At 63.8% G+C, this 26,457-nt stretch carries 25 protein-coding genes; 11 read left to right on the top strand and 14 right to left on the bottom strand.

The features are described 5' to 3' along the window. The first annotated feature begins 16 nt into the window (after positions 1-16). From ACH79_RS34785 to ACH79_RS34775, 3 genes are all read left to right on the top strand, one after another. Entirely contained in the window at positions 17-820 is an 804-nt protein-coding gene (locus ACH79_RS34785) for a YdcF family protein (RefSeq protein ID WP_161854978.1), read from the top strand. A gap of 71 nt (positions 821-891) precedes the next feature. Then, positions 892-1,677, top strand: a complete 786-nt coding sequence (locus tag ACH79_RS34780) for a DUF169 domain-containing protein (RefSeq protein ID WP_161854977.1) — start codon at positions 892-894, stop codon at positions 1,675-1,677. 153 nt (positions 1,678-1,830) lie between these two features. After that, the gene (locus ACH79_RS34775; RefSeq protein ID WP_161854976.1) at positions 1,831-3,009 is read left to right on the top strand and encodes a trans-acting enoyl reductase family protein; all 1,179 of its coding nucleotides are present in this window, start codon (positions 1,831-1,833) and stop codon (positions 3,007-3,009) included. Between the two features lie 159 nt (positions 3,010-3,168). Here ACH79_RS34775 and ACH79_RS34770 read toward each other — a convergent pair whose 3' ends face one another. Next, positions 3,169-4,374, bottom strand: coding sequence for an NAD(P)/FAD-dependent oxidoreductase (locus tag ACH79_RS34770; RefSeq protein ID WP_161854975.1), 1,206 nt, complete (start codon positions 4,372-4,374; stop codon positions 3,169-3,171). A gap of 123 nt (positions 4,375-4,497) precedes the next feature. Between ACH79_RS34770 and ACH79_RS34765 the strand changes: the two genes are divergently transcribed. Beyond that, positions 4,498-4,974, top strand: coding sequence for a MarR family winged helix-turn-helix transcriptional regulator (locus ACH79_RS34765; RefSeq protein ID WP_246738757.1), 477 nt, complete (start codon positions 4,498-4,500; stop codon positions 4,972-4,974). Here the strand turns inward: ACH79_RS34765 and ACH79_RS34760 are convergent. The 3 genes from ACH79_RS34760 to ACH79_RS34750 form a co-directional block, all read right to left on the bottom strand. Beyond that, positions 4,971-6,239 (bottom strand): O-antigen ligase, encoded by a 1,269-nt coding sequence (locus tag ACH79_RS34760; protein ID WP_161854973.1) that lies wholly within the window; start codon positions 6,237-6,239, stop codon positions 4,971-4,973. The genes ACH79_RS34765 and ACH79_RS34760 overlap by 4 nt on opposite strands. Positions 6,240-6,407: 168 nt before the next feature. Then, positions 6,408-7,922 carry an undecaprenyl-phosphate glucose phosphotransferase gene (locus ACH79_RS34755; RefSeq protein WP_161856711.1) on the bottom strand — a complete coding sequence of 505 codons (1,515 nt, stop codon included), beginning with the start codon at positions 7,920-7,922 and terminating at the stop codon, positions 6,408-6,410. Between the two features lie 139 nt (positions 7,923-8,061). Then, complete coding sequence (locus ACH79_RS34750; RefSeq protein ID WP_161854972.1) at positions 8,062-9,195, bottom strand: glycosyltransferase family 4 protein; 1,134 nt, start codon at positions 9,193-9,195, stop codon at positions 8,062-8,064. A gap of 285 nt (positions 9,196-9,480) precedes the next feature. On the opposite strand from ACH79_RS34750, the gene ACH79_RS34745 reads away from it, so the two are divergent. Further along, entirely contained in the window at positions 9,481-11,751 is a 2,271-nt protein-coding gene (locus ACH79_RS34745) for an exopolysaccharide transport family protein (RefSeq protein WP_161854971.1), read from the top strand. 63 nt (positions 11,752-11,814) lie between these two features. On the opposite strand, the gene ACH79_RS34740 is transcribed toward ACH79_RS34745, so the two are convergent. Next, on the bottom strand, positions 11,815-13,005 hold the full coding sequence (locus tag ACH79_RS34740; protein ID WP_161854970.1) for a GNAT family N-acetyltransferase: 1,191 nt from the start codon (positions 13,003-13,005) through the stop codon (positions 11,815-11,817). A gap of 128 nt (positions 13,006-13,133) precedes the next feature. Here ACH79_RS34740 and ACH79_RS34735 point away from each other — a divergent pair, with 128 nt between their 5' ends. Further along, the gene (locus ACH79_RS34735; protein WP_202639344.1) at positions 13,134-14,186 is read left to right on the top strand and encodes a polysaccharide deacetylase family protein; all 1,053 of its coding nucleotides are present in this window, start codon (positions 13,134-13,136) and stop codon (positions 14,184-14,186) included. A 99-nt stretch (positions 14,187-14,285) separates the two neighbouring features. Here the strand turns inward: ACH79_RS34735 and ACH79_RS34730 are convergent, their stop codons facing one another. Next, positions 14,286-14,495, bottom strand: coding sequence for a DUF2842 domain-containing protein (locus ACH79_RS34730; protein ID WP_161854969.1), 210 nt, complete (start codon positions 14,493-14,495; stop codon positions 14,286-14,288). 130 nt (positions 14,496-14,625) lie between these two features. Here ACH79_RS34730 and ACH79_RS34725 point away from each other — a divergent pair, with 130 nt between their 5' ends. Beyond that, positions 14,626-15,717, top strand: coding sequence for a COX15/CtaA family protein (locus tag ACH79_RS34725; protein WP_161854968.1), 1,092 nt, complete (start codon positions 14,626-14,628; stop codon positions 15,715-15,717). A gap of 144 nt (positions 15,718-15,861) precedes the next feature. Next, a complete protein-coding gene (locus ACH79_RS34720; RefSeq protein ID WP_161854967.1) occupies positions 15,862-16,674 on the top strand; it encodes an FTR1 family protein in 813 nt (270 codons plus the stop codon). Positions 16,675-16,685: 11 nt separating this feature from the next. Here ACH79_RS34720 and nadC read toward each other — a convergent pair whose 3' ends face one another. From nadC to ACH79_RS34680, 8 genes are all read right to left on the bottom strand, one after another. Continuing rightward, positions 16,686-17,555 carry a carboxylating nicotinate-nucleotide diphosphorylase gene (gene nadC, locus ACH79_RS34715; RefSeq protein ID WP_161854966.1) on the bottom strand — a complete coding sequence of 290 codons (870 nt, stop codon included), beginning with the start codon at positions 17,553-17,555 and terminating at the stop codon, positions 16,686-16,688. Next, entirely contained in the window at positions 17,552-19,105 is a 1,554-nt protein-coding gene (locus ACH79_RS34710) for an L-aspartate oxidase (protein WP_161854965.1), read from the bottom strand. Before ACH79_RS34710 ends, nadC begins: the two co-directional genes overlap by 4 nt. Beyond that, on the bottom strand, positions 19,102-20,088 hold the full coding sequence (gene nadA / locus ACH79_RS34705; protein WP_161854964.1) for a quinolinate synthase NadA: 987 nt from the start codon (positions 20,086-20,088) through the stop codon (positions 19,102-19,104). Before nadA ends, ACH79_RS34710 begins: the two co-directional genes overlap by 4 nt. A 54-nt stretch (positions 20,089-20,142) precedes the next feature. After that, on the bottom strand, positions 20,143-21,099 hold the full coding sequence (locus tag ACH79_RS34700) for a hypothetical protein (RefSeq protein ID WP_161854963.1): 957 nt from the start codon (positions 21,097-21,099) through the stop codon (positions 20,143-20,145). A 36-nt stretch (positions 21,100-21,135) separates the two neighbouring features. Continuing rightward, complete coding sequence (locus tag ACH79_RS34695; RefSeq protein WP_161854962.1) at positions 21,136-21,660, bottom strand: hypothetical protein; 525 nt, start codon at positions 21,658-21,660, stop codon at positions 21,136-21,138. 209 nt (positions 21,661-21,869) lie between these two features. Further along, positions 21,870-23,150 (bottom strand): O-acetylhomoserine aminocarboxypropyltransferase, encoded by a 1,281-nt coding sequence (locus ACH79_RS34690; protein WP_161854961.1) that lies wholly within the window; start codon positions 23,148-23,150, stop codon positions 21,870-21,872. Between the two features lie 152 nt (positions 23,151-23,302). Continuing rightward, positions 23,303-23,887: a CoA-binding protein gene (locus ACH79_RS34685; protein WP_161854960.1), complete on the bottom strand. Its 585-nt coding sequence runs from the start codon at positions 23,885-23,887 to the stop codon at positions 23,303-23,305. A gap of 105 nt (positions 23,888-23,992) precedes the next feature. Beyond that, positions 23,993-24,817, bottom strand: a complete 825-nt coding sequence (locus ACH79_RS34680) for an enoyl-CoA hydratase (protein WP_161854959.1) — start codon at positions 24,815-24,817, stop codon at positions 23,993-23,995. Positions 24,818-24,903: 86 nt separating this feature from the next. Between ACH79_RS34680 and ACH79_RS34675 the strand changes: the two genes are divergently transcribed. The 3 genes from ACH79_RS34675 to rpsI all read left to right on the top strand — a co-directional run bounded on the left by ACH79_RS34675 (position 24,904) and on the right by rpsI (position 26,429). Next, entirely contained in the window at positions 24,904-25,332 is a 429-nt protein-coding gene (locus ACH79_RS34675) for a PaaI family thioesterase (protein WP_161854958.1), read from the top strand. A gap of 154 nt (positions 25,333-25,486) precedes the next feature. Further along, on the top strand, positions 25,487-25,951 hold the full coding sequence (gene rplM, locus ACH79_RS34670) for a 50S ribosomal protein L13 (RefSeq protein ID WP_057839142.1): 465 nt from the start codon (positions 25,487-25,489) through the stop codon (positions 25,949-25,951). A gap of 1 nt (position 25,952) precedes the next feature. Continuing rightward, the gene (gene rpsI, locus ACH79_RS34665) at positions 25,953-26,429 is read left to right on the top strand and encodes a 30S ribosomal protein S9 (RefSeq protein ID WP_161854957.1); all 477 of its coding nucleotides are present in this window, start codon (positions 25,953-25,955) and stop codon (positions 26,427-26,429) included. Positions 26,430-26,457: the final 28 nt, after the last annotated feature.

The raw sequence follows: 26,457 nt of genomic DNA, 5'->3' as shown, positions 1-26,457 counted from the left end.
TTGTCAGAGGCTTCCCTTGTTTTTTGTCCTCTCCAAGACGCTCGGCTTCCTGCTGTTGCCGACGAATCTTCTGATCGGCGTCGGTTTCGTCGGCGCCATCCTGATGTTCACGCGCTTTGCATCGCTCGGCCGCAAGCTGGTGATCGCAGCCGTTTTGCTGCTGGTCATTTGCGGGCTGTCGCCGCTCGGGAACCTGCTGCTCTATCCGCTGGAGCAGCGCTTTCCGCCGTGGGAGGCCGGCAGCGGGGCGCCGCCGGACGGCATCATCGTGCTCGGCGCATCGATCGAGGCCGATCTTTCCGCCGCGCATGGCACGCCGGTGGTGCGAAGCTCGCCCGACCGCCTGATCGCGGCCGCAGCGCTGGCACACCGTTATCCGAAAGCGCGTGTTGTATTCTCCGGCGGCAGTGCGAAACTGATTTCGAACGATGCCAGGGAAGCCGATTTCGCCGGCACCATTTTCCAGAGCCTCGGTATCGACAAGTCGCGGCTGATCATGGAACGGACTTCGCGCAACACGCAGGAGAACGCGGAGTTCTCCAAGGCCCTGCTCGCGCCGAAGCAGGGCGAGCGCTGGCTGCTGGTGACGTCAGCCTTCCATATGCCGCGATCGGTCGGCCTGTTCCGGAAGGCGGGATTTGCGGTCGAGCCCTATCCCGTCGACTGGCGCGTCGGCAAACGCGCCGACGTACTTAGTTTTACCAACGCCGCGCTGGACGGACTGGGACGGACGGAGATGGCGGTGCGCGAATGGATGGGCCTCATTGCCTACCGCGCCACCGGCAAGATCGATGATCTATTACCGGGGCCGGCGAAGTAGAAGCGGGCAACCGGCCGGGCTACAATCGAGATGCAGGCGCCGTTCAGCGCGCCGATTTGGGAGTTGACGCCATGCAACAGCAGACGCTGCCGGAAACGCTCGATATGGCCGGCATGGTGGCCGATCTGAATAGTCTTCTGCGGCTCAAGACGACGGTGATCGGCATCAAAATGTTTGCCAGTGTCGAGGAAATGACCGCGGTCCCGAAAATCCGGCGTCCATCGGCGGTGCATACCACCGACCAGATCGTCAGCATGGCCTCGCGGCTCGGCTGGACCGTCGGCATCACCGGCGAGGATCTCGTCGGCGCCCAATGTCGCGCCGTGATCGGTCTGGCGCCAAGGGACGAAAAGTGGCTCGCCGGTGAAAACTACGTCGGCGTCTGGCACGGCACGGCGGAGGACGCGCGCAAGCGTCAGGAAGCGCTCGATGTCGTGCCTTTCGGTCAGTATCAGGCAATGGCGGTGAGCCCGCTTACCAGCGGCCGGCTCAATCCGCCGGATATTTGCCTGGTCTATGCGACGCCCGGCCAGATGATCATCCTGATCAACGGCCTGCAATATACCGGCTACAGGAAGTTCGAATGGGGCGTGGTCGGCGAGACCGCCTGCGCGGATTCCTGGGGCAGGGCGCTGAAGACCGGCGAGCCGAGCCTGTCGCTGCCGTGTTTTGCCGAACGGCGCTATGGCGGCGTGCCCGACGAGGAGATGCTGATGGCGCTCAAGCCCGAGCATCTCGCCAAGGCCATTGCCGGCATGAAGCAGCTTGCCAAAAACGGCCTGCGCTATCCGATCGCGCCCTACGGCATCCAGGCCGACGTTCGCGCCGGGATGGGCGTGTCCTACGCGAAGAAATAGGCTTGCGAAAGCGAGAGGAAACCGTCATTGCGAGCGCAGCGAAGCAATCTGTAGTGCGGCAAGTGCAGAGATGGATTGCTTCGTCGCTTCGCTCCCTTGCGCAAACGCTCCGCGTTTGTCGCAGACAATGACGAGCCTGAGGGAATTCAAAATATGTCTTCGTCGAAATTCGACATCGTCGTCTATGGCGCCACCGGCTTCACCGGCCAGCTCGTCGCCGAATATCTCGCCGAGCACTACAAGGGCGACGCCTCTTTGAAATGGGCGATGGCCGGCCGCAGCAACGACAAGCTCGCTTCCGTTCGTGATGCGATCGGCGCGCCCAAGGAGACGCCGCTGATCGTGGCCGATGCCGGCGATCCCGCGTCGTTGAAGGCGATGGTTGGCCAGACCAAATGCGTGATCAGCACGGTCGGTCCCTACCAGCTCTATGGCAACGAGTTGATCGCAGCCTGCGTCGAGGCCGGCACCGACTATGTCGATCTCTGCGGCGAGCCGATCTGGATGCGGCAGATGATCGACAAGCACGAGGCTGCGGCGAAAGCGAGTGGCGCGCGCATCGTGTTTTCCTGCGGCTTCGATTCTGTGCCGTTCGAGCTCGGAGCGTTCTTCGTGCAAGAGGAAGCCAAGCGCACGTTCGGCGCGCCGGCATTGCGCGTCAAGGGCCGCGTGCGCAACATGCGCGGAACGCTTTCCGGCGGCACGGCGGCGAGCGCCAAGGCGACCTTCGATGCAGTCGCCAAGGATCTCAGCCTGGTGGCCATCCTCAACGATCCCTTTGCGCTGACGCCGGGATTCACCGGCCCGAAACAGCCGCGCGGCAACAAACCTGCCTATGAAGAAGACATGCAATCCTGGACGGCTCCGTTCATGATGGCCCTGATCAACACGCGCAACGTCCATCGTTCCAACATGCTGATGGGATTCCCGTATGGCCGCGACTTCGTCTATGACGAGATGGTGCTGACCGGGCCCGGCGAGAAGGGCGAGGCCAATGCCAAGCTGGTGATGGCGGCCAACACTGAAAAGACCGGTCCGAACGCGCCGAAGCCGGGTGAGGGGCCGTCAAGGGAAGAGCGCGAGAACGGGCTCTACGATCTCCTCTATGCCGCGATCGCGCCCGATGGCCGGCAGGTCCGCGCCGCGGTGAAGGGCGATCGCGATCCCGGCTACGGTTCGACCTCGAAGATGATTTCGGAATGCGCGATCTGCCTGCTGCGCGATACGCCTGACGTGCCGGCCGGCTTCTGGACGCCCGGCGCAGCGATGCAGCACAAGCTGATCAAGCGACTGGTTGATCATGCTGGGTTGACGTTCGAGGTGGAGAAGTAGCTTTCTTGCTTTGCCTCTCCCCGCGCGCGGGGAGAGGTCGGCGCGTAGCGCCGGGTGAGGGGGAGTCTCCGCGAGTCCATCTCTCACCGTCCTTGCCGAACCGCCCCTCTCCCCGCAAGAGCGGGGCGAGGGAGAAGCACGCCGCTGCGATGCACAGGACTACGCTGACCGCGGATCATACGCGTACATCCAGTCCATTCCCTTCGCCGTGACCGGCAGCAAGACTTTCAACATGCGGTCGCGGATCCAGGCGCCGGTGACGCTGAACTCGCGCTTGCTGTTGCCGTTGCGGCGGGCCAGCGCGACGATCTTCTCGGCGCGGGGGCGGCGTTGGGTCTCGAACTGTTGGAAGGTCAGACCAAGCTCCTGCTTGTCATGCATCAGCCGGCCGAGCCGCATGGCGTCTTCGAGCGCCAGCGAGGCGCCCTGGCCGGCGTGCGGGCTGGTGGCGTGCGCGGCGTCGCCGATCAGAAGCGTGCGCTGGCGCGACCAGGTCGGCAGCGTCGCGACGTCGAGCGTTGCCGTCACCACGATATTTCCGGCAGCGTCCAGAATCCGCGGGATCGGGTCATGCCAGCCGGCGTGGAAATCAAGCAAATGCCGCTTGATCGCGTCCTGGCCCATGGCGCGAAAGCCGGCTGCGTCGACACCGTGTGAAGGCTGCGTGCTCCACCACATCACGCCGTCGCTCTCGTCCGAGCTGCAAAAGCTGTAACCGAAAAAGCCGCTCTGCCCAAAGGTCGTCACCACGCGCTGGCCGATCGGCGCATCTGCGATCACCGCGCGCGGGACAAAGCCGCCGAAGCCGATCAGGCCGGTGTCGAACGGTCTTGGCCCATCGGGGATCACGTGCGCCCGCACCGCGGAGTGCACGCCGTCGGCGCCGATCACGAAGTCGCCCTCGGCAATGGTGCCGTCGGCGAAATGCGCAACCACGGGCCTGTCGGCGCGATCCTCGATTGCGACCAGCCGCTTCTCGAAACGCAGTTCGACGTTCTCGCACCAGGCTTTGTTGATCAGCATTTCATTCAGCGTGGCGCGGCACATGTTCACGGCCGGCTGGCCGAAGCGCTGCCGCATGTTCTGATTGACCGAACCAAGGCGGGCGCCGGATTGCGAATGGAAATCGAAGGACTCCGCGATCGATCCGCGCCGGATCATCTCGTCGGCCAATCCGATCTCGGCCAGCACATGCATGCCGTTCGGCGCGATCTGCAGGCCGCCGCCGGTGCCGGTCGAATAGGGCCACGCCTCGAACAGTTCGGCGTCGATGCCAGCCTTTTTCAGGAAGATCGCCGTCACTGGTCCTGCGATGCCGCCGCCGATCACCAGCGCCTTGGGTCGCCCCGTGGGTCGTCCGCTCATGCTTGCTCCATGCGTGCGTGAAGTGGTAGGAACGTATAGTTGCTAATTATCTTAGTAACTAAGATATATCTCGACTAAGAGATGAGGCTGGCTTTGTCAAGGGCGAAGGCGCGGGCTGCGCTGATGCAGGAACTCGAGAACGCGCTGCGGCGCTCGTCGGCGCAGGGCGTCATTTTCGGGCAAACGGTGGCCAATACGGTCGGGATTTCCGGCTCCGACCTCGAATGTCTCGACTTCCTCAACCTGGAAGGCCGGGTGACGGCCGGACGGCTAGCGGAGGTGACAGGGCTGACCACCGGCGCCATTACCGGCGTTGTCGACCGGCTGGAGAAGGCCGGCCTGGTCCGCCGTGAGCGCGATCCCGCCGATCGCCGCAAGGTGTTCATCGTCATCGTGCCGGAGAACCTCGCCAAGATCGGGCGGTTCTACGAACACATGCAGCGCGGCATGGTCAAACTCTGGGAGTCCTATTCGGACGCCGAGCTGAAATTGCTGCTGGAGTTCGCGACGAAGGGCTATGAGACGATGCTGGCGGCGACCGAAGAGCTGAAGTCGATGGTCGAAGCGCCGAACCCCGCGAAAAGGGGCAAGCGGTCCTAGGACGGTTTCGCGGGCGTCAAGAGCACCGGATTATTGTCGGCCTTCCAGCGTTCGGCGGCGACGAACATGCCCCACATCGTGCCCAGCATCATCCAGAAATGCCGCCAATGGTCGGTATCGATGATGAAGCTCTCGCCGACCGTGCCGAGGAATGCGGCGAAGATTGCCAGATAGATCGGCTGCCAGGGCACGCGGACGAAGACATAGCGGAAACTCGTCAGCACCGTGACGAAGACCAGCGCCGGATAGCAGACGCCGGAGAGCCAACCGCCCGACATGAACGCGTTCAGGTAGGAATTGTGGGTGTCCTCGGGAAAGAAGCGGTTGAACTGCAGCGGGCCGATGCCGAATGGCAGCCCAAGCGCCATCTCGGCGCCGAGAATATGTCGGCCGAAACGGCCGAAGCGGCCTCCATCGTAGCTCTGGTCGAGACTCGCGCGCTGCTTGAAGAGGTTCGCGATCGAATCGAATGACAACAGGATCGCAACCAGCGCTGCCGCCAGGACCACGGTCACGAGCGCGATCACGATGATGCGCGAGCGCTGCGCCTGCGAGCGGCTGGTCAGCACCATCAGCGCCAGCATGGAGGCGGAGGTAAGGATCAGCCCGCCCCAGGCGGCGCGTGAAAACGAAAGCAGGATCGCCAGCGATATGATGCCAAACGCGACCGCGCTGCGGAGCGCTTTGCCGAGTTTGTCCGAGACGATGCTTTGCAGCGCGAACAGCGCGGGCAGGATCAGGAACGCGCCATACACGTTGGGATCCTTGAACGTGCCGCGGGCACGGTCATACAGCGTCAGCAGATCCCGCCCGCCGGGCACGAAATTGAAGTAGCCGGCAATGCCGGCGAGTGACGCAATCACCGCGCCGACGACGAGGCCGCGCCGGAGCATGTCGAGCCGCGCCGCGGTGTCCTCGGAGATGACCATCGCGAAGAAGATGACCGTGATCGCCATGTACCAGGAGGTCGCGATCCAGTTGGGGACGTTGGGCCGGTCCATGACGGCAACCGCGCTGATGCTGTAGCCGATATTGACCAGGAACAGGAGCAGCAGCAACGGTATGAACACCAGCCGCATCCGCAAGCCGGTTGCGAAGAAGATCACGCAGGCGGCAAGCGTCGCCAGCTCATAGGGCGAGGGTTCGATGAAAACGATGGCGCCGGTTGCCCCGACCAGCCACACCAGCGCGCGCTGCAAGGCCAGCACGCCGGGCGCGGCCGTCGTCGATGGTAGGGAAGCCCCGGCTGTCGCCGCATACGCCATTACGCACTCACGCAACTCAATTAACTACAGCGCCACTATCCGCCGTCATTGCGAGGAGCCAACGGGTCCGGCCTTGGGCCGGCCCGATGATAAACTCCGCGACGAAGCAATCCATCTGTCCCGTTGCCGCGCCATGGATTGTTTCGCTGCGCTCGCAATGACGCGAACTCAATACGCGTTCTCGCTCTTGGTCATCAGCGCGATCGGCGTCTTCAAGAGAATGTAGAGGTCGAACAGCACCGACCAGTTCTCGATGTAATAGAGATCGAACTCGACGCGCTTCTGGATCTTCTCATCGGTGTCGACTTCGCCGCGCCAGCCGTTGATCTGCGCCCAGCCGGTGATGCCCGGCTTGACGCGGTGGCGGGCGAAATAGCCGTCGACGGCCTCGTCGAACAGGCGGCTCTGCAACTTGCCCTGCACGGCGTGCGGCCGGGGGCCGACCAGCGAAAGATTACTCTTGAACACGACGTTGAAGAGTTGCGGCAGCTCATCGAGGCTGGTCTTGCGGATGAAGCGCCCGACGCGGGTGACGCGCGGATCGTTCTTGGTCACGACCTTGGAGGCGGTCGGATCAGCCTGATGGTGGTACATCGAGCGAAACTTGAAGACGTCGATGCGCTCGTTGTTGAAGCCGAAGCGCTTCTGTCGGAACAATATCGGCCCGGGACTGTCGAGCTTGACCGCGAGCGCGACCAGCCCCATCACCGGCAGCGCCAGCACCAGGATGACGAAGCCGACGACATGATCGAACAGCCACTTCATCACCAGGTCCCAGTCGGTGATCGGCGCCTCGAACACGTCGAGCGTCGGCACCTCACCTAGATAGGAATAGGAGCGGGGACGGAAGCGCAGCTTGTTAGTATGCGCTGAAAGGCGGATATCCACCGGCAGCACCCACAGCTTCTTCAGCATGTCGAGAATGCGCGTCTCGGCCGAGATCGGCAGCGCGAACAGCACGAGGTCGATGCGGGTGCGGCGCGCGAATTCGACGATGTCGTCGACCTTGCCGAGCTTCGGACTGCCGGCGCAGGTATCCATCGCGCGATCGTCGTTGCGGTCGTCGAACACGCCGAGCACCTTGATGTCGGAATCATCCTGGGTCTTGAGCGCCTCGACGAGCTCTTCGCCATTCTGGTCCGCGCCGACGATGATGGTGCGGCGATCGAGCCGACCCTGGCGCGCCCAGTTGCGCACCAGCGAGCGCAGGCCCAGGCGCTGCGCCAGCAGCGCGGCGAGGCCCGTGAGGAAAAACGCCGTGAGCCACAGCCGCGAAATCTCGCTGCCGAGCTTGACGATGAACGAGGCGCCGATGAACAGCAGGAACACGAACGCCCAGGATGAAATCATCCGGGTCATCTGGCGAAGATGGCCGCGGAATAGCTGCACCTGGTAGATGTCGGCGGCCTGGAAGCAGATCACGGCCGTTGCCGCCACGCCGAAGATCGCCGCGAGAAATTCCCAGTAGAAGCCGCTGAGTGGGACGGCATATCCGAAATAGAGCGCGATGCCGATTGCGCTGAGCATCCCGAAGTCGATAGCGCGAACCACGCCTGCGATCACGATCGGCGAATAGGCGCGACCGACTTTCTGATTGGCAACGGCAAGCGCCGCCGGCGACAACCTGCGGCGGCGTTCGACCGGCGGGCGAGCCGCGCTCGCGGTCGCCGCGGCATCGAGCATCGAGCGTGCGTTAATCGGTTCCACTGTCCTCATCCCGTTCTTGAGCGGGCACATAGGAACGTGCCCGCCGGTGCGGAATTCCCCCACACAACGGCTTACGGGACAAATCGGAAGAAACAGTTACGTTGGTAAATAACGGTTAACGATTGGCAAACGCGTCGCGGTAGCCGGCAAAAACCCCTTCGACCATCGCCTTCTGCGAAAAATGCATGAAGATTCGTTCGCGCAGCGATTTAGCCCGCTCCTTGGTCGCGGACGGATCCTCAAGCGCGGCCTTGATGGCATCGGCCATGGCCGCCGCGTTGCTGGGCGCGAACAGGGCGTCGCCATGCGGGCCGAAAATTTCGGGGATGCCGCCGATATTGGCGGCGACCATCGGAATGCCGGCGGCGGCCGCCTCGATCACGACGTAGGGCATCGAATCGCCGCGGGAGGGAACCACCAGTAGCGAGCCCTTGGAGAAGCCGTAGCGCGCCTTGACGTGACCGATGAACCGCACGGCCTCGCCGAGGCCGAGCTGCTCGACCTGGGCTTTCAAGCTTTCGCTTTGCTCGCCGTCACCGGCGAGCGTCAGCGTCACCGGTCGGCCGTCGGCGCGCAGCCGCGCCACCGCGTCGATCAGGAGGTCGGCGCCCTTGATGTGCCGGAACTCGCCGACATAGATCAGGTCGGTGGCGTCATCGGCTTTCGTGACGGGATCGAATTCACTGGCGGTGACGCCGTTGAATACGCATCGCACCAATCCCTTCGGCGTGCCAATGGTGCGCTGATAGGTGTTCCGCGCGAAGGCGCTTTCGAACAGGAACAAATCGGTATCGTTCATCAGCGCGCGCTCGACGCGGGCATAGATGTTGCCCTTCAGCGTCGACAGCGGATAGTGCAGCGAGCCGCCATGCGGGGTGTAGACCCGGATCTTGCCGCGGGCAGCGGTTTTTAAACGCATGAAGGCGCCGGCCTTGGCCCCGTGGCCGTGTAGCACATCCGGATTCAGTTCGCGGATCATGCGCTGGAACCGGGCCCATACCAAAACATCGGTCGGAAGCGGCTCGCGGCGAATGGCGGTGCGGTGAACGCCGAGCTTGAGGCGCGGGGCGATTTCCGCCAGCGCCTGCTCGGCGCGTTCGCCGCCGGTGAGGCTGTCGGCGATGATGCCGACGTGATGACCGCGGTCGGCCTGGCCGTTGGCGAGATCGAGAATATGGCGGAAAATGCCGCCAACCGGCGCGCGCGTCGCGTGCAGGATGCGAAGCGGCTGACCGTCAACGACAGGCATCGAGACAGCTTTCAGATACGACCGATACCTGCGAGGGCCGAGCCACGAAGCTCGCAAACGCCAGTGCAGCAACCAGACATGAAGTTGGGGCGAGCACGCCTCGCATTGCGAAAATCCTGGAAAACTATTCCGCGATTAAGGGTGTGGATGGTTAACAAAAAATGACCTGATACGCGAGGGGCGGCGTTTCGGCGCGCACGTAGGCAAATTAACCCAGCGGCAACCATAATGAAGTGTAATCGCGCCGGTCGAGCGGACCGATAGTTGCGTCCGCGGGAGTGTGCGATGCGTTTGGCGTTCTGGCGTGCAGGCAAGGACAAGCCGGTGGTGCAGCGGGCGATAGCAAGGCCTGCGCCTGCGGCTCGGAAGCCCATCGCTGCATCCGATTCCGCCGATCTCGATCTGCACGCGCTCGGTCAGGCGTTGATGCGCAAGCGAGGCTGGATCATCGTTCCGACGGTGCTGGCGCTGGTATTGTCGCTTGTCGCCGTCAACATGATTACTCCGCGGTTCAAGTCGGAAGTGCGCATCCTGGTCGATGGCCGCGAGAACGTGTTCCTGCGGCCGACCGGCGAGCGCAACGAGGAGCGCAGCGCGCTCGACCCCGAAGCCGTGACCAGCCAGGTGCAGCTCGTGCAGTCGCGCGACCTTGCCCGCGAGATCATCAGGAAGAACAAGCTTGCCGAACTCCCCGAGTTCGACCCGGTGTTGCGGGGCTTTTCGCCGATCAAGTCGTTGCTGGCTTTGGTCGGTATCGGGCGCGACCCGTTCTCGCTGACACCGGAAGAGCGCGTGCTGGAAGCCTATTACGAGCGCTTCACGGCCTATGCGGTCGACAAATCCCGCGTCATCGTCGTCGAATTCCAGTCGCGCGATCCCGAACTTGCGGCGCGCGTCGCCAATTCAATCGCGGAAGGGTATCTGGTGCTGCAGCAGGACGCGCGGCAGCAGCAGGCGAAATCGGCCGGGCAGTGGCTGTCGGGTGAAATTGAACAGCTGCGCAAGAAGGTGGCCGAATCCGAATCCCGCGTCGAGGATTTCCGTTCCAAGTCCAGCCTCTTTGTAGGCACCAACAACACCACGCTGTCCAACCAGCAGATGGGCGAGATCAACACGCAGTTGAACAACGCCCGCGCATTGAAGTCGGACGCGGAGTCCAAGGCTCGGCTGATCAAGGAAATGCTGCAAAGCGGCCAGCCGATCGAGGCCTCCGAGGTGCTCAATTCCGAACTGATCCGAAGGCTCTCCGAGCAGCGGGTAACGCTGCGCGCCCAGCTCGCCGAGCAATCGTCGACGCTGCTTGGCGGCCATCCCCGCATCAAGGAGTTGAAGGCGCAGCTCGCCGATCTCGATCGCCAGCTGCGCGAGGAGGCGGGCAAGGTGTCGCGCTCACTGGACAATGATGCGCGCATCGCCGGAGGCCGGGTCGACGGCCTGATGAACAGTCTCGACCAATTGAAGAAGCAGGCCTCCTCCAACAACGGCCAGGACGTGCAGCTCCGCGCGCTCGAACGCGAGGCCAAGGCGCAGCGCGACCTCCTGGAAACCTATCTCGCCAAATACCGCGAGGCGAGCGCCCGCGAGAATATCGAGGCAGCCCCGGCCGATGGCCGTATCATCTCCCGCGCCACCGTTTCCAACACGCCGGCCTATCCGAAGAAGCTGCCCATCGTTTTGATCGCGACGCTGGCGACCTTGCTGCTTACCTCGGGTGCCATCGCGACCGGCGAACTGTTGCGCATGACCGCGCCGCGTGCCGCCGCTGCGGCTTCGCCGGAAGTTTCACATGAGGCCGCGCCCGAAATCGAGTTGCCTTCTTCGTCGGAACCGTTGCTCGCACCGGCGATCGCACGCGTACTTCCGGCGGCGGAGTTTGCTGCCACAGATCACGCCTCCGAACCCATGCCGGATGAGCCGCACGCGGATGGCCCTCGGATCGATACCGCGACGGAGACCGGCGAGATCGAGCAACTGGCCGATGCGCTGGTTGACGCCGGCGCCGCGACGCGCAAGGTGACCGTGCTCGGCACCGCGCCGAGCGAGAGCATCACGCTGACCGCATTGACGCTGGCGCGGCTGATGGCGCAGCAGGCGAAAGTCGTGGTCGTCGATCTCGTCGCGTCCTCGCCGGCGATCGTGGCAGCGTCGGCCGATCCGGTCGCGCCCGGGCTTGCTGAACTGATGCAGGGCGAAGCCTCGTTTACGCAAATCATCACCAAGGACCGGCAGTCGCGCGCGCATCTCGTCAGTGCCGGACGTCCCGGTTTCGACCGCGCGCAGCTCCAGTCGCCGCGGTTGATGCTGGCAATCGATGCGCTGCTGCGGGTCTACGACCATGTGCTGTTGGACGCCGGCACCGCTTCCGATCTGCCGGCCGAATTGCTGACGTCGCAGGCGCGAGCCGTCGTGGTGCCCGAAGCGTCGATGGCGCAGGATGCGCGCGCGTCGATGTGCGACCAGCTCAGGGCGGTCGGCTTCTCGGAGGTGACGATGCTGAGTAGGCCGTGCCAGCCGTCGGATGCCGTCGAGCCGGGCCCGCGCGTGGTGGCGGCCTAATCCATCTATCCCGCGTGGTGAGATGGATTGCTTCGCTTCGCTCGCAATGACGGGAAATGGGGGCTAACTGAACGCGTTGCGCAGCTTCTGCGCCATCTCCAGCAGGGCCGGATTGTGCTTCACCAGCCGCTTGGTGCGGTTGACGCCCGACATCACGCCGGCGGCAAGCTTGCCGCGCGGGCTCAGCGGAATGAAGCTGTCGAAAATCGGCTCGTCGCTCTTGCAGAACAGCCGCTTGTAGTCGTCCGATCCTATACCGAGATCGAGCGCGCGATAACCCTGTCCGGCATAGTGATCGATGATATCGCGCATCAGGATCAGGCCGGGGCTGTATTTTGAATTCGCCGACATCGTGTAGGTGTTGAACATCATCGAGAATCGATGGCCGTCGGCGACGCCGGCGAAGATCGCGATCACTTCCTCGTCGCATTCCAGCGCGTGGATGTCGATGGCATGCCTGCCGTCGGCGATCGGCGCGGTACAGGCGCCGCGGACAAATTCCTCGATGCCGGGCTCGGCGAACACGTTCGGCAGCTTCTGTTCGGCCATCCGCTGCGGCTTGACGTGGAAGAACCAGTCGAGCAGCCGGATGATGTCAGCCTCTGACGACGCAACGTAACTGCGATAGCCGGGCAGGGACTGCAGCTTGCGTTCTTTGCCCTTGAGGCGGCGGCGGAATGAGTTGCTGACCAGCGCCGCCGGTGCGGCGCCAGGCTCCATCACCAACAGCGGGCAATCATTGGCCGACGGTTGGTGCGCCAACAAGGCGAGCGGATTGGGCAGGTCGCGCCAGCGGAGCGGTTGCTGATGCAGCGCGAGGACGTCGGCTTCGGACCTCTGCGATATCGCCGATATCAGGCCTTCGAGATCGGCCAGCGTTGCACTGGCGGCGAAATCGCGGTCGAACAGCGCCATGTTGAAGGTGGAATGCTTGCCGCCCATGAAACTGGCGCAGCGCGCGCCATAGGCCTGCCTCAGCGCGAGCGGCAGCAGCAGCAGCGGACGACGCTCCGCGTCGTAAGCAATCACGATGAAGGGAACGAGGCCATCGCGCGCGCCGACCTGCCGCTGCCAGGAACTGAGGAAGTCGAAGCGCTGATATGGCGTGAATGAGGTTTGCGCGGCTTCCAGGCTGCGCCAGATATTTTCCGCGGCGGAGAGGTCGTGAATGATGTCGATGCCGGCGATGCGGCCTGCCTTCGACCACGCATCTCGATCCGCCGTGCGGTCTTCAATCGCGGCAGCCATGGTCATCGCAAAGCCCGTGCTATATGAAATTGTTTACTATTTTGGCGTTGGCCGACCTTCGCAGGGAAATGTCAACAAAGGGTAATACAATCGGGCGCGGCGGGGCAGCGCGACCCGTGAGTGAGGGCGGGACGTTGGCGTCGGATATCGGAATCTTGCAGCGGGCCCGGATGGAGCTCGGCTATTTCAGCGGCTATTTCAGGCTGAAGCAGCGGCAAACCGGGGGCGCCGGCGCCATTTTGCGGTTCGAGCGCGTGCGTCCGCGCGATTCCTCACCGTTCCAGCCCAACCGGTGGCGTGAAATCACGCCGCAATTTCTCGACCGGGCAATCCGTGCACTGAAGCGCTGGAACTTCGATCTGGTCACGATGGACGAAGTGTGCCGGCGGGCGGTCACGCTGCCGAAAGCCAATCGATTTGCCTGCCTGACCTTCGATGGCGGCTGCAAGGATGTGATCACGCAGGCCTATCCGGTGCTGGCAAAGCACGGCGTGCCCTTTACCGTCTACCTGCCGACCGCGTTTCCGGATGGAATTGGTGAAGCTTGGTGGCTCGCGCTCGAAGAGATGATCGCGCGCGAGGAGCGCATCAGCCTGGTGATCGACCGCAGGGAGCGGCGTTTCGCAACGGGTAGCACGGTCGAGAAGTATGACACTTTCGAATTTCTGGCGAGCTGGCTGCGGACGCTGCCGCCGCCGGATCTTTCGTTCGCAATCCACGACCTCTGCACGCGCTACTCCGTCGATCTTGCGGCGCTGTCGCGCGCGGCGTCGATGGACTGGGACGATCTGGCGAAACTCGCCGCCGATCCGCTGGTGACGATCGGCAGCGCGACAGTGAACTATGCCGCGCTGTCGAACCTGAAAGGGGCGGACGCGCAGCGCGAGATGACGATGGGAAAGGCGGTCGCCGAGACCGCCTTGCGCCGCCCCGTCAAGCATTTCGCCTATCCGTTCGGCGACCGGCAGTCCTGGCGGCGGGAGCATGTGGTCATGGGGCAGGAGGCCGGTTTCGCCAGCGCGGTATCGACCATCCCGGGCATCGTCGAGGCCAGGGGATATTCCAATCTGCACGCGCTGCCGCGGATCGCCTGGAACGGACGGCAGGGTTCGCTGCGCATGATGCGGGTGATGCTGTCGGGGATGATGTTTCCCGCGATCCGGCCTACCCGTGACAATTGGGTCTAAAGCGTTTTCAAGCGAAGTGGATACCGGTTCGCGTGAAGAAAACGCGTCAAAACAAGAATCTAGAGCATCGGTTCTGATCAAATCAGAACCGATAATGCTCTAGGCGCGATCGGGCCGCGACATCCAGCTCACGATCGGCATCGCCGGCAGCACCCATCCAAGGCCGGCCACGACATAGAAGATTGCCTGCAGAAGGCCCGAACTGGCCAGCCACGGCGTCTGGGCGATGGTCATGCCCACTAGCGACCACACCACGACCAGCACCAGCAGGGCGATGGTTCCGAAGAATTTGCGGGTGCGTATCGTCATGGCGGATATGTCAGGTTCGTGGCGGGTTGCGCGCGGGAAGGGGCGGACTATAAGGGGCGCACCAATTCAATCAAGCGCGCCTTCGGGGCAAGCCAGGACGGCCTTTAGGACGAGCTTTAAGACGGGTTTTATGACCGCTAGTTCCACACCGCAGGCCGCGCATGCCACCGCCGTCAGATGGTGGCTGATCGTGGTCGCCGCGCTGATCGCCATCATGGTGCTGGTCGGCGGCGCCACGCGGCTGACCGAATCCGGATTGTCGATCGTCGAGTGGAAGCCGGTTACCGGCACGCTGCCGCCGCTTAACGAGGCGCAATGGGCGCAGGCGTTTGAAGGCTACAAGGCCATCCCGCAATACCGCGAGCTCAACGCCGGCATGAGCCTTGCGGAGTTCAAGACCATCTTCTGGTGGGAGTGGAGCCACCGCCTGCTCGGGCGCGTGATCGGCGTGGTCTACCTGCTGCCGTTCCTGTACTTCCTCTGGCGCGGCGTGTTCAGCGCCGAATTGAAAAAGCGGCTGTGGCTGATCTTCGGCCTGGGCGCGCTGCAGGGCGCGGTCGGCTGGTGGATGGTCGCGTCGGGCCTCTCGCAGCGGACCGAGGTCTCGCAGTATCGTCTGGCGACGCATCTGGTGCTGGCGCTGATCATCTTCGCGTCGATCGTCTGGACGCTGCGGCGGATGACCTCGCGTCCGCAGCCCGCTTTCCCCATGCGGCTGAAGGTCTCCGGGGTGGCCTTGCTCGCCGTGACGTTCGTCCAGCTTTATTTGGGCGCACTGGTCGCGGGGCTGCGGGCGGGCAGGGTGTACAACACCTGGCCAGAGATCGACGGCGCGTTCATTCCGTCGGCGGCGCGGCTTTGGTTCGAGGAGCCGTGGTGGCGCAATCTGTTCGACAACACACTCACCGTGCAGTTCGAACATCGCATGACGGCCTATGCGCTGCTGGCACTGGCGCTGTGGCATGCGGTTGACGCGGTTCGCTCGCGCGCCGGAGCGGCCATCATTGGCGGCGCCTGGTCGCTGGTCGCGGCGATCATGCTGCAAGCTGTGCTCGGCATCCTCACGCTGCTGCATCAGGTGCCGATCGACCTGGCGCTGGGGCATCAGGCGGTCGCGATCGTGGTGCTGACGCTCGCCGTCCTGCAGACCGAGCGTCTGGTTGCGCGCCGTACCGAGTCCGACCAGCGGAAACTGGTGCTACCGCTCGGGCAGCCCGGCTGAAATTGAGCGATTCTAATCTGCCGCACTTTTCGGAAGTGCTCAATTTGCGGGGCTTTCTCGCGCCCTGACGCTTTTGTGTGGGGCCCGGCCGCTTTACTTGGATGGTCTGGACGATAAAACGAAACAAAAAACGGATCCCGTTCCATGTCATCAGCATTCGTCCAGGCCGCCGTCATCCTGCTCCGCGAGGGGCTCGAAGCCATGCTGGTGATCGCAGCACTCGCCGGCTATCTGACTAAAGCCGGCGCCGGTCATCGCATTAAGGCGCTGTATGGCGGCGCGCTCGCGGCCGTAGGCGCCAGCTTCATCGCCGCCTGGCTGTTCGCGGTGCTGAATTCGGGCGATCACAGTGACGTTCTCGAAGGCGTCATCATTCTCTTCGCCGCCGGCCTGATGCTCTATGTCAGCGGCTGGCTGATGGTGAAGCAGGATCCGCGCGGCTGGCAGGAATATCTCGCCCAGAAGGCGGACCAGGCGCTGTCGCAGGACACGGTATGGGCGATCGGCGCGCTGGCCTTCCTCGCGGTGTTCCGCGAGGGCGCCGAAACCGTGCTGTTCATCAACGCACTCGCGACGACCGAAGGCGGCTGGAGCGCGGGGCTGTTCGCCGGCCTTGCCGCCGCGACGGCGGGCCTTGCAGTGCTATTCTATTTCATCAACCTGATTGCGCGAAAGCTGCCGCTGCGGCCGCTGTTCATCATCACCTCGGCGTTCCTGTTCGTGATGGCGATCAAGTTCATCGGCGAGGCGGTGCAGGAATTCCAGGAACAGGCGATCATCACGGTCACCGAAGTCAAGGGCTCGGCGTTCCTGACCGCGATCGGCCTCAATCCGTCCATGGAGGCGCTGTCGATCCAGGGACTGGTGATCCTGTTTGTCTTCGCCACCTATTCGGTGTTCCAGCGCAACAGCCGCCTGATGCGCGAGGACAAGGCCGCGATGCGGGCGGCCGAATAGCCCGCCGATAGCTAAGCTGCCTGCCGATTGAGTTCGAGATAGTCGAGCCCGATATCGAGCGCGGCGGAGCTGTGCGTCAGCCAGCCTGCCGAAATCAGGTCGACGCCGGTCGCGGCGATCGCCCTGGCGGTCTCGACCGTGATGCGGCCGGAGGCTTCAGTGATGGCCCGGCCGCCGGTCATCGCCACCGCCTTCCGCAATTCCTCGACCGTCATGTTGTCGAGCAGCACGGCGTCCACGCCAATCGCAAGGGCCTGTTCGAGCTGCGACAGGGTATCGACCTCGACCTCGATCTTGACAAGGTGGCCGGCATGCGCCTTTGCGCGCTCGATCGCGGTTCTGACGTCACCGGCCAGCGCGATGTGGTTGTCCTTGATCAGAATGGCGTCGTCGAGGCCGAAGCGGTGATTGCTGCCGCCACCGGCGCGGACGGCGTATTTTTCCAGCGTGCGCAATCCGGGCGTGGTCTTGCGGGTGCAGACGATGCGCGCCTTGGTGCCTTGCGCTGCCGATACCAGCGAGGCCGTCGCGGTCGCGACGCCGCTGAGATGGCAGAGAAAATTCAGGGCCGTCCGCTCGCCGGTCAATAGCCCGCGTGCCGGGCCCTCGATGGCGGCGATCACATCGCCCGGCGCCACCACGCTGCCGTCAGGCCGCTCCGCAGCGAGCTGGATTGCGGGATTGACGAATTGAAATGCACAGCGCGCGATGTCGAGCCCTGCCACGACGCCGGGCTGGCGCGCGCGTAACACCAGCGAGGCGCGCCTGTCGGCCGGGACAATTGCATCGGCCGTGATATCTCCTGCGCGTCCGAGATCTTCGAGTAGGGCGGTTCGAACCAGCGGCTCGTACATGAGCGGCAGAAGGGGCGTGAGGGTCACGGCTGGGCACTCCCGACAGACAGGGATCCGGTTTCAATGATGTCGCGGGCGGCATCGAGCGCTTCCACGAGCGAGATGGATGAAGGCACGGCCGAAGGCAGGGCATCGGGGAAGTCGTTGCGAAAATGCCCGCCGCGGCTTTCCTCGCGCCGCCAGGCCGCGACTGCGATCATCAATCCGACCAGGGCGGGATCGGAAGCTGCACTTCTGCCGTTGGCGAGCGGATAGAGGCCGCGGATTGCGCGTTCGATGCCGTGCCGGTCACGGAGCACACCGAGACCTTGCGACAGGATCGGCCGCACAGCCGACGGATCGGATGCGGGCGGAGGTGTGTCGGCGGTGCGTGCCTTGAGCGGGCCACAGCTTGCAGCCCGTACGCTCTCGGCGACCCATTGTGCGCAGACAATCGCTTCCATCAGCGAGTTGCTGGCGAGCCGGTTGGCGCCGTGCAGCCCGGTGCGGCTGACTTCGCCGCAGGCCCAGAGACCGGTCATGGTGCTGCGGCCCTCGATATCCACGGCGATACCGCCCATGTGGTAGTGCACCGCTGGCCTCACCGGGATCGGATCGGTCGCGGGATCGATCCCGGCCATCTTGCAGAACGCGGAGATGACGGGATAGCGTTTTGCAAATTCCTGTCCGGGATGTTTGCGCGCGTCGAGAAAGACGCGATGTCCCTCGGCGCGGCGGCGCCAGACTGCGCGGGCGACGATGTCGCGGGGCGCGAGTTCGGCACCTGGCTGGTCCGCCATGAAGCGCTGTCCGGTATCGTCGATCAGGATCGCGCCGTCGCCGCGCACGGCCTCGGTCACCAGCGGCATCGGACGCGACGGGCCGTCGAAGGCGGTCGGGTGAAACTGGACGAATTCGAGATCGGAGAGTTTTGCGCCCGCGCGTGCCGCCAGCGCAAGCCCCTGGCCGAAGCAACCGGCCGGGTTGGTACTATCCAAAAACAGCCCACCGATTCCGCCCGTCGCGATCACGACGCGGCCGGTAATGATAGTCAACGGCCCCTGTGCGTTCACCGCAACGACGCCCTTGATGGCATTGTCCTCGACGATCAGGCTCCGCGCCTCGGCTCCCTCAAGGAGACTGATGGACGGGCAGCGGCGCACGGCTGAAATTAGCGCCCGCATGATCTCGCGCCCGGTGCCGTCGCCGGTGGCGTGCACGATCCGGTTGCGGCTGTGCGCGGCCTCCAGGCCCAACCGCCATTCGCCATCGGGTCGGCGGTCGAAGGCGACGCCAAGTCTGGCGAGGTGTTCGACTGCCGCGGGGGCCGCGTGGACGATCCGGCTTGCAATGGCTTCGTCGCAGAGACCTGCGCCTGCCGCCAGCGTGTCGCCGAGATGCAGGGCAGGTGCATCGTCTCCGCCCATCGCGGCGGCCAATCCGCCTTGCGCCCACAGACTGGAGGCTTCGGCGCCCAGCGGTGCCTTTGACAACAGCACCACAGGCTCGGGCGCCGTCTGCAGCGCCGTCATCAACCCGGCGGCCCCGCCGCCGATGATGACGGGACGGCCGGCGAGCGCTGAGATATCCATGCTCATATCGCCAGCATCCTTTCCACCGCGCGCCGGGCCGGCGCAGCGATCGCGGGATCGATCGTCACTTCGTGCTGACCACTCTCCAGCGCGTGGCGGATGTTCTTCAGCGTGATCCGCTTCATGTGCGGGCAGAGATTGCAGGGCCGGATGAACTCCACATCGGGGTGGAGCACCGCGACGTTGTCGCTCATCGAGCATTCCGTCAGCAGCACCACGCGGGGCGGCCGCTGCTTGCCGACGAAATCGGACATCGCCGCCGTAGAGCCGGAGAAATCGGCTTCCGCGACCACTTCGGGCGGGCACTCCGGATGCGCCAGGATGGTCACATCAGGGTGATTCTCCCGCAGTTGCCGGACGTCGGACGCCGTGAACAGCTCGTGCACCTCGCAATGGCCCTTCCATGCGATGATCTTCACGTTCGTCTGCGCGGCAATGTTCTGCGCCAGATATTCATCCGGCAGCATGATGACGCGTTCGACGCCGAGCGACTCCACGACCTTGAGCGCGTTGCCGGAGGTGCAGCAGATATCGGATTCCGCTTTCACCGCCACCGACGTGTTGACATAGGTGACGACGGGGACGCCGGGATAGCGCTGCCGCATCAGCCGCACGTCCTGCGCGGTGATGGAGTCTGCCAGCGAACAGCCCGCCGCGAGGTCGGGGATCAGCACGGTCTTTTCCGGGTTCAGCAGCTTGGCAGTCTCGGCCATGAAGTGCACGCCGGCCAGCACGATGACGTCGGCATCGACCTTGGTGGCTTCGCGCGCCAGCAGCAGGCTGTCGCCGACGATGTCGGCGACACCGTGGAAGATTTCAGGCGTCTGGTAATTATGCGCGAGGATAACGGCGTTGCGGCTTCGCTTCAGGTCGAGAATGGCGTCGACATCCTCGGCAAAAACCGCCCATTCAGGCGGCGGGATGATCCGTTTGATCCGGTCGTAAAGCGGCGAGACGCGCGCGAGCGCGGGGGAGCTGAAGCTGACCATTTATACTCTCCTTGAGTATATCCTGGCTTATACTTATCCTGAGCATAATCGAAGTCAAGTGCGCGATAGCGGGAGCTTGGTTCCGACGACTGCCCGTTCCGCCAGCACGCCATGGCGGAACCGGAATAATTTGGCGGGACGGCCGACGGTGTCGGCGGCGATTGCGCCAGTTTCCTGAACGAGTTGTTGCTGCTCGATCAGGCGACGAAAATTCTGCTTGTGCACCAGGCGGCCTGCAAGCGCCTCAACGCTGCGTTGCAATTGCAGCAGGGTGAATTCCGCCGGCATCAGCTCGAACACCACGGGACGGTATTTGATCTTGGCGCGCAGCCGCGCGATCCCGGTGGCGAGAATGCGGCGATGATCTCCGGTCATCGGGCGGCCGGGAATGACCGCTGAAGCGTTGCGGCGGTCGCGCGCCGCTTCTGGAATCAGGCCGGCTTCATAGAGCAACTCATAGCGCTGCAGCACCAGTTCCTCATTCCAGTCGCGCTCGTCGAGGCCGAAGGTAATCGCGGCGCGCTGCCAGCGTTCGCGCTGCAGGGCCGTAGTCTCGGCGGATTTTGCCCACGCCCGCAGCCGCGATGCCAATGTCTTCGCCAGCGAAGCGGGGAGGCCGGCCCGCTGGTCCTCCCACGGACAATATTCGTACCAGCCGGACCAATGCGCCTGAAAACCCTGACCGACCTTGTCTTCGCGGGTTAGCCCCAGATAGCTGATCGAGATCGAATGCAGCGACTTCTCATGGCCGCCTCGCCCGCGATCGGCGAAAGTGTAGAGCTGCTCGACATAGCCGAGCGGATGGCCGGTCTGCGCCTCGACCCACGCCCGTAATCCCGTCTGCAGCGAGCGGTGCGCAAATTCGAACGGGCCGCTCGGCAGCGCACCGCCGTTGGCGATGGTCATGATCTTCGGCTCGCCGTCCGTGACGGCGACGAGAACCGCGACCAAGTCCGCCGTGATCGCATTGGCCGCGCCTGTCTTGCTTACTTTCCGCGGTGCCCCTGCCACGTCGGTTGTCCGTCTCCGTTATTGGCTGATGCGCGTTTAGCAATATCCGTACACGCCGCAAGCATATGGCAAGCGGTTCCAATACGGCTCATAGGGGCCGCCGTAATAGGGGCCGTCATAGCTGTAGGAATGGCTGGTCCCGTAATAGCCGGGCAGTGTTGATGAGCCTGGCAGCAGCGGTGTGCCGAAGATGCGCGGCGCATAGGCCTTGATGCCGGTCGGCACCAACACCTCTTCTTCGACCACCAAGGTGCGGCCGCGCCGCACATAAAGAGGGGCTGCTGGCGGGGCAATCGTGGTGCGGTAATTGTAATGCGCGCGCGGCAAGCCCGGCGGCAGATTGCTAGCGGCGCGGACCGTGGCGCTCTTGGCGGCCGGGGTGCCCTTGGCGCGCTTCGCCGCGGCCGGGCTGTCGGCGGCGGGCTTGGCGACGTCAGGGCTGTCGGCAGGCTTTGCTGCGGCTGGGCCATCGGTGGGCTTCATCGCTCCGGGGCTTTCGGCGGCCGCAGCGGTTCCGATCGCGAAAATCGCGAACAGAAATGGTGTCATCCAGCGCAGCATCGTTGGCTCCGAATCATCGAGGGCGGCTCAGCGTCACTCTATGCCGGAATGAGCGTTAGCGAGAGGCTTGTGATTTCGAAGGTTCGCCGTCATGGCCGGGCTTGTTTCGGCCATCCACGCCTTCCTTGGCGGCTTCCAAGACGTGGATGCCCGGGACAAGCCCGGGCATGACGAGTTTTTCTGCTGACACTTCCGTGCCGCCGCAACCATCACGCGCTTAGCGCCTGCTCCAGATCCGCGATCAGGTCTTCCTTGTCCTCGATGCCGATCGACAGGCGCACGACATCGGGTGCGGCGCCGGATCTCACCTTGGCTTCGTCGTCGAGTTGGCTGTGCGTGGTCGATGCCGGGTGAATCACCAGCGACCGGGTGTCGCCGACATTTGCCAGGTGCGAGAACAGTTTCAGGTTCGACACCAGGTTGACGCCGGCGTCGTAGCCGCCCCTCAGGCTGAAGGTGAACACCGCACCGGCGCCCTTCGGCGCGTATTTGCGCGCGAGCTTGTTGTACTTGTCGCTGGCGAGGCCCGAATAGTTCACCGACGCCACCGCGGGATGACCGGCAAGAAATTCCGCGACCGCCTTGGCGTTCTCGCAATGCTTCTGCATGCGCAGCGGCAGCGTCTCGATCCCGGTCAGGATCATGAAGGCGTTGAACGGCGACAGCGCCGGGCCGAGGTCGCGCAAGCCCAGCACGCGGCAGGCAATCGCGAAGGCAAAATTGCCAAACGTCTCCTGGATACGGATGCCGTGATATTCCGGGCGCGGCTCGTTCAACATCGGATACTTGTTATCCTTCGACCAGTCGAAGGTGCCGGCATCGACGATGATGCCGCCGAGCGAATTGCCGTGGCCGCCCAGAAATTTCGTCAGCGAGTGCACGACGATGTCGGCGCCATGATCGATTGGGCGGATCAGATACGGCGTCGCCAGCGTGTTGTCGACGATCAGCGGCACGCCGGCCTTGCGCGCCACCTCGGCGATCGCCTCGATGTCGGTGATGCTGCCGGCGGGGTTGGCGATCGATTCGATGAAGATCGCCTTGGTGCGCGGCGTCACCGCGCGCTCGAAACTGCCGATATCGTCGGGGTCAGCCCACGCCACGTTCCAGCCAAAGCTCTTGAACGCATGGTTGAACTGGTTGATCGAGCCGCCATAGAGTTTTCGCGCGGCGATGAACTCGTCGCCCGGCATCAATAGCTGTTGCAGCACGACGACCTGCGCGGCGTGTCCCGAGGCGACCGCCAGCGCCGCGGTGCCGCCTTCCAGCGCCGCAATTCGCTCTTCCAGCACCGCCGTGGTCGGGTTGCCGATGCGGGTATAGATATTGCCGAACGCCTGTAGCCCGAACAGCGAGGCGGCATGGTCGGCGTCGTTGAACACAAAGGACGTGGTTTGATAGATCGGCGTCACCCGGGCGCCGGTGGTGGGGTCGGGCTGCGCGCCGGCGTGCACGGCAAGGGTCGAAAATCCCGGGAGACGGTCGGTCATTCTTTACGTCCTGTTCTTTGGCTTGCTCGAAATGCGTGGGGGATGCTGATCGTAGCCGCGCGCGCCGTCAAGGCGAGGGGTTCACATGCGGCGGATTGAAAACGGGCCTGCTTCGTCAGGTCGGATCTTCGAAATAATCGTTTCGGATTGCTTCACGTCGGCTCGTTTTTGTTCTTTGCGGCGCGATCCGATGCTGCTGTCGCTCCGCCACCGACGCTCATGCGATCCAGCGACAGGCGCATACCTTGCGTCGGAATCGGCGCGCGTTTCGAGCTCAGCGTGCGGGAATTCACTCCCATCCATGAAATTTCCGACGACAACCGCCCGTACTCGATCTTCGGGCAGCGGTTCATCACCACCTTGAGGCCGGCGGCCTCGGCTTTGGCGGCAGCCGCGTCGTCGCGCGCGCCGAGCTGCATCCAGATCACTTTCGGTGGCGGAGACAAGGTCAGGGCCTCGTCGACGACGGGCATGATGTGGCTGGAGCTGCGGAAGATGTCGATCATGTCGACCGGGCGGCCGATATCCGACAGCGAGGCGACGAAGGGTTTTCCGAGCAAGCTCTTGCCGACATGGCCGGGATTGACCGGAATCATGTCATAGCCGCGCTGCGCCAGATATTTGAAGGCGAAGTAGCTCGGCCGAACATTGACCGGCGAGGCGCCGACCATCGCGATCGACTTCACGCCGTTGAGGATGCCGCGGATGTAGTTGTCGTCGTAGTTGTCGTGGTTCATTTCAATCCTGCACAGTCATTCCGGGGCGCGCGTAGCGCGAACCCGGAATCTCGAGATTCCGGGTCTGGTCCTTCGGACCATCCCGAATGACGACGCTCTGCGTCGTCACTTATCCTGCCATTTCGGCTCGCGTTTCTCGATGAAGGCGCCGATGCCTTCCTCGGCGTCGCGTGCCATCATGTTCTCGGTCATCACCTCGGCCGCATAGCGATAGGCGTCGGCGAGGCTCATTTCGGCCTGGCGATAGAACGCCTCCTTGCCGAGCTTGACGGTATAGGCGGACTTAAGCGCGACCTTCTGCGCCAGCGCGATCGCCGCGTCGCGCTCGGTCCCGGCGGCGACCACGCGGTTGACCAGGCCGATATTCTTCGCCGTCGCGGCCGAGATCGGCTCGCCCGTGAGCAGCATCTCCATCGCCTGCTTGCGCGGGATGTTGCGCGACAGCGCCACCATCGGCGTCGAGCAGAACAGACCGATATCGACGCCGGGGGTGGCGAAGCCCGCGGCTTCGGAAGCAACAGCGAGATCGCAGCTCGCTACGAGCTGGCAGCCCGCGGCGGTCGCAATGCCCTGCACGGCAGCGACCACCGGCTTCGGCAGAAGCACGACGGCCTGCATCATCGCGCTGCAGGCGTTCATGATCTGCCCGAAATAGGCGCGACCGCGATCGGCATCGCTTCGGCGCGCGGTCAGTTCTTTCATGTCGTGGCCCGCGGAGAAGGCCGGGCCGTTGGCCGCGATAACGACGGCGCGGACGCTGTTGTCGTCGTGAATTTCCTTCAGCGCGCCGTGCAACTCGGCGATCAGGCCCTCCGACAGGCTGTTGCGCGCGGCCGGCCGGTTGAGGGTGAGCAGGCGGATGCTGCCGATATTTTCCTGCAGCAGGATCGGAGGTTGCGGCGTGGGTGCGCGGGCAGTCTGGGCGGGCATTCCGGGGTTTCCACTCCGACTATTTTCCTTTGGGCTTTGCTGACAACCTAATGTAACAGGCACTCATAATCGAGGGCAGGGGTGGCATGGCGGCAGCGAAAATGAGCGTGGCTGAGCTGGAGAAGTTCCTCCGCGAGGAATTTCCGCAAGCCTTCAGCGACGGCGACATCACCATCGAGAGCGCCGACGGCGAGACCTGTCTGCTGCGGAGGCGCTATGACGATCGCATGCTGCGGCCGGGCGGTACGGTGTCGGGGCCGACGCTGATGGCGATGGCCGATTTCGCGATGTATGTGGTGCTGCTTTCGGCGATCGGCCCGGTGGGGCTGGCGGTGACGACCAATCTCAACATCAATTTCCTGCGCAAGGGGCTGCCGGGGCAAGACGTGCTGGCTGCGGCCCGGCTTTTGAAGCTCGGGAAGCGCCTGGCGGTCGGCGAGGTCAACCTGCTGTCGGGCTCGTCGCCCGATCCGATCGCCCATGTGACGGCGACCTACTCCATTCCAAATACGTAGGGTTTTTAGCGGTATTATCACACCATATTTATAAGTAATTGCTTTTACTTCATTATTTTGTGCGCTTCGGCGTTGACGGACGGCACGTCGTTCTCTAGAAACCCGCCAGTTCGGCGCATCTGGCGCCGATTTCCATTTTCACGGATTTCCTCACATGAAAACCTATTCGGCAAAGCCCGCCGAGGTGACCAAGAAGTGGGTCCTGATCGACGCCAAGGGTCTGGTAGTCGGCCGGCTCGCGACCCTGGTCGCGATGCGCCTGCGCGGCAAACATCTGCCCACCTACACCCCGCATGTCGATTGCGGCGACAATGTCATCATCATCAATGCGGCGCATGTCGTGCTGACCGGTCGCAAGCGCGACAACAAGGTCTACTACAAGCACACCGGCTTCATCGGCGGCATCAAGGAGCGCACCGCGAAGTCGATCCTCGAGGGTCGTTTCCCCGAGCGCGTGGTCGAGAAGGCCATCGAGCGCATGATTCCGCGCGGTCCGCTCGGCCGCGTGCAGATGGGCAATCTGCGCGTCTATCCCGGCGCCGAACATCCGCATGAAGCCCAGCAGCCCGAGAAGGTTGATATCGCTTCGATGAACCGCAAGAACATGAGGGCCGCATAAGATGTCGGATACCATGCAGTCGCTCGACCAGTTGGCGTCGCTGAAGACGGCGTCTCCGGAAGCGCCGAAATACGTCAAGAAGGTCGACAAGTACGGCCGCGCCTATGCCACCGGCAAGCGCAAGGACGCGGTCGCCCGCGTCTGGATCAAGCCGGGTGCCGGCAAGATCACGGTCAACACCCGCGAGGTCGAAGTCTATTTCGCCCGCCCGGTTCTGCGCATGCTGATCCAGCAGCCGCTGGTCGCGGCGGCGCGCTCCGGCCAGTACGACGTGATCTGCACCGTCGCCGGCGGCGGTCTGTCGGGCCAGGCGGGTGCCGTGCGTCACGGCATCTCGAAGGCTTTGACCAACTTCGAGCCGGATCTGCGCGGCGTGCTGAAGAAGGGCGGCTTCCTGACCCGCGACTCCCGCACCGTGGAGCGCAAGAAATACGGCCGGGCGAAGGCGCGCAAGTCGTTCCAGTTCTCGAAGCGCTAATTGCTTCGCTAAAATTTGCAGCGGATTG

The organism is Bradyrhizobium sp. CCBAU 051011 (assembly GCF_009930815.1).
Lineage (GTDB): Bacteria > Pseudomonadota > Alphaproteobacteria > Rhizobiales > Xanthobacteraceae > Bradyrhizobium.
This window is presented reverse-complemented; position numbering and strand designations above follow the sequence as displayed.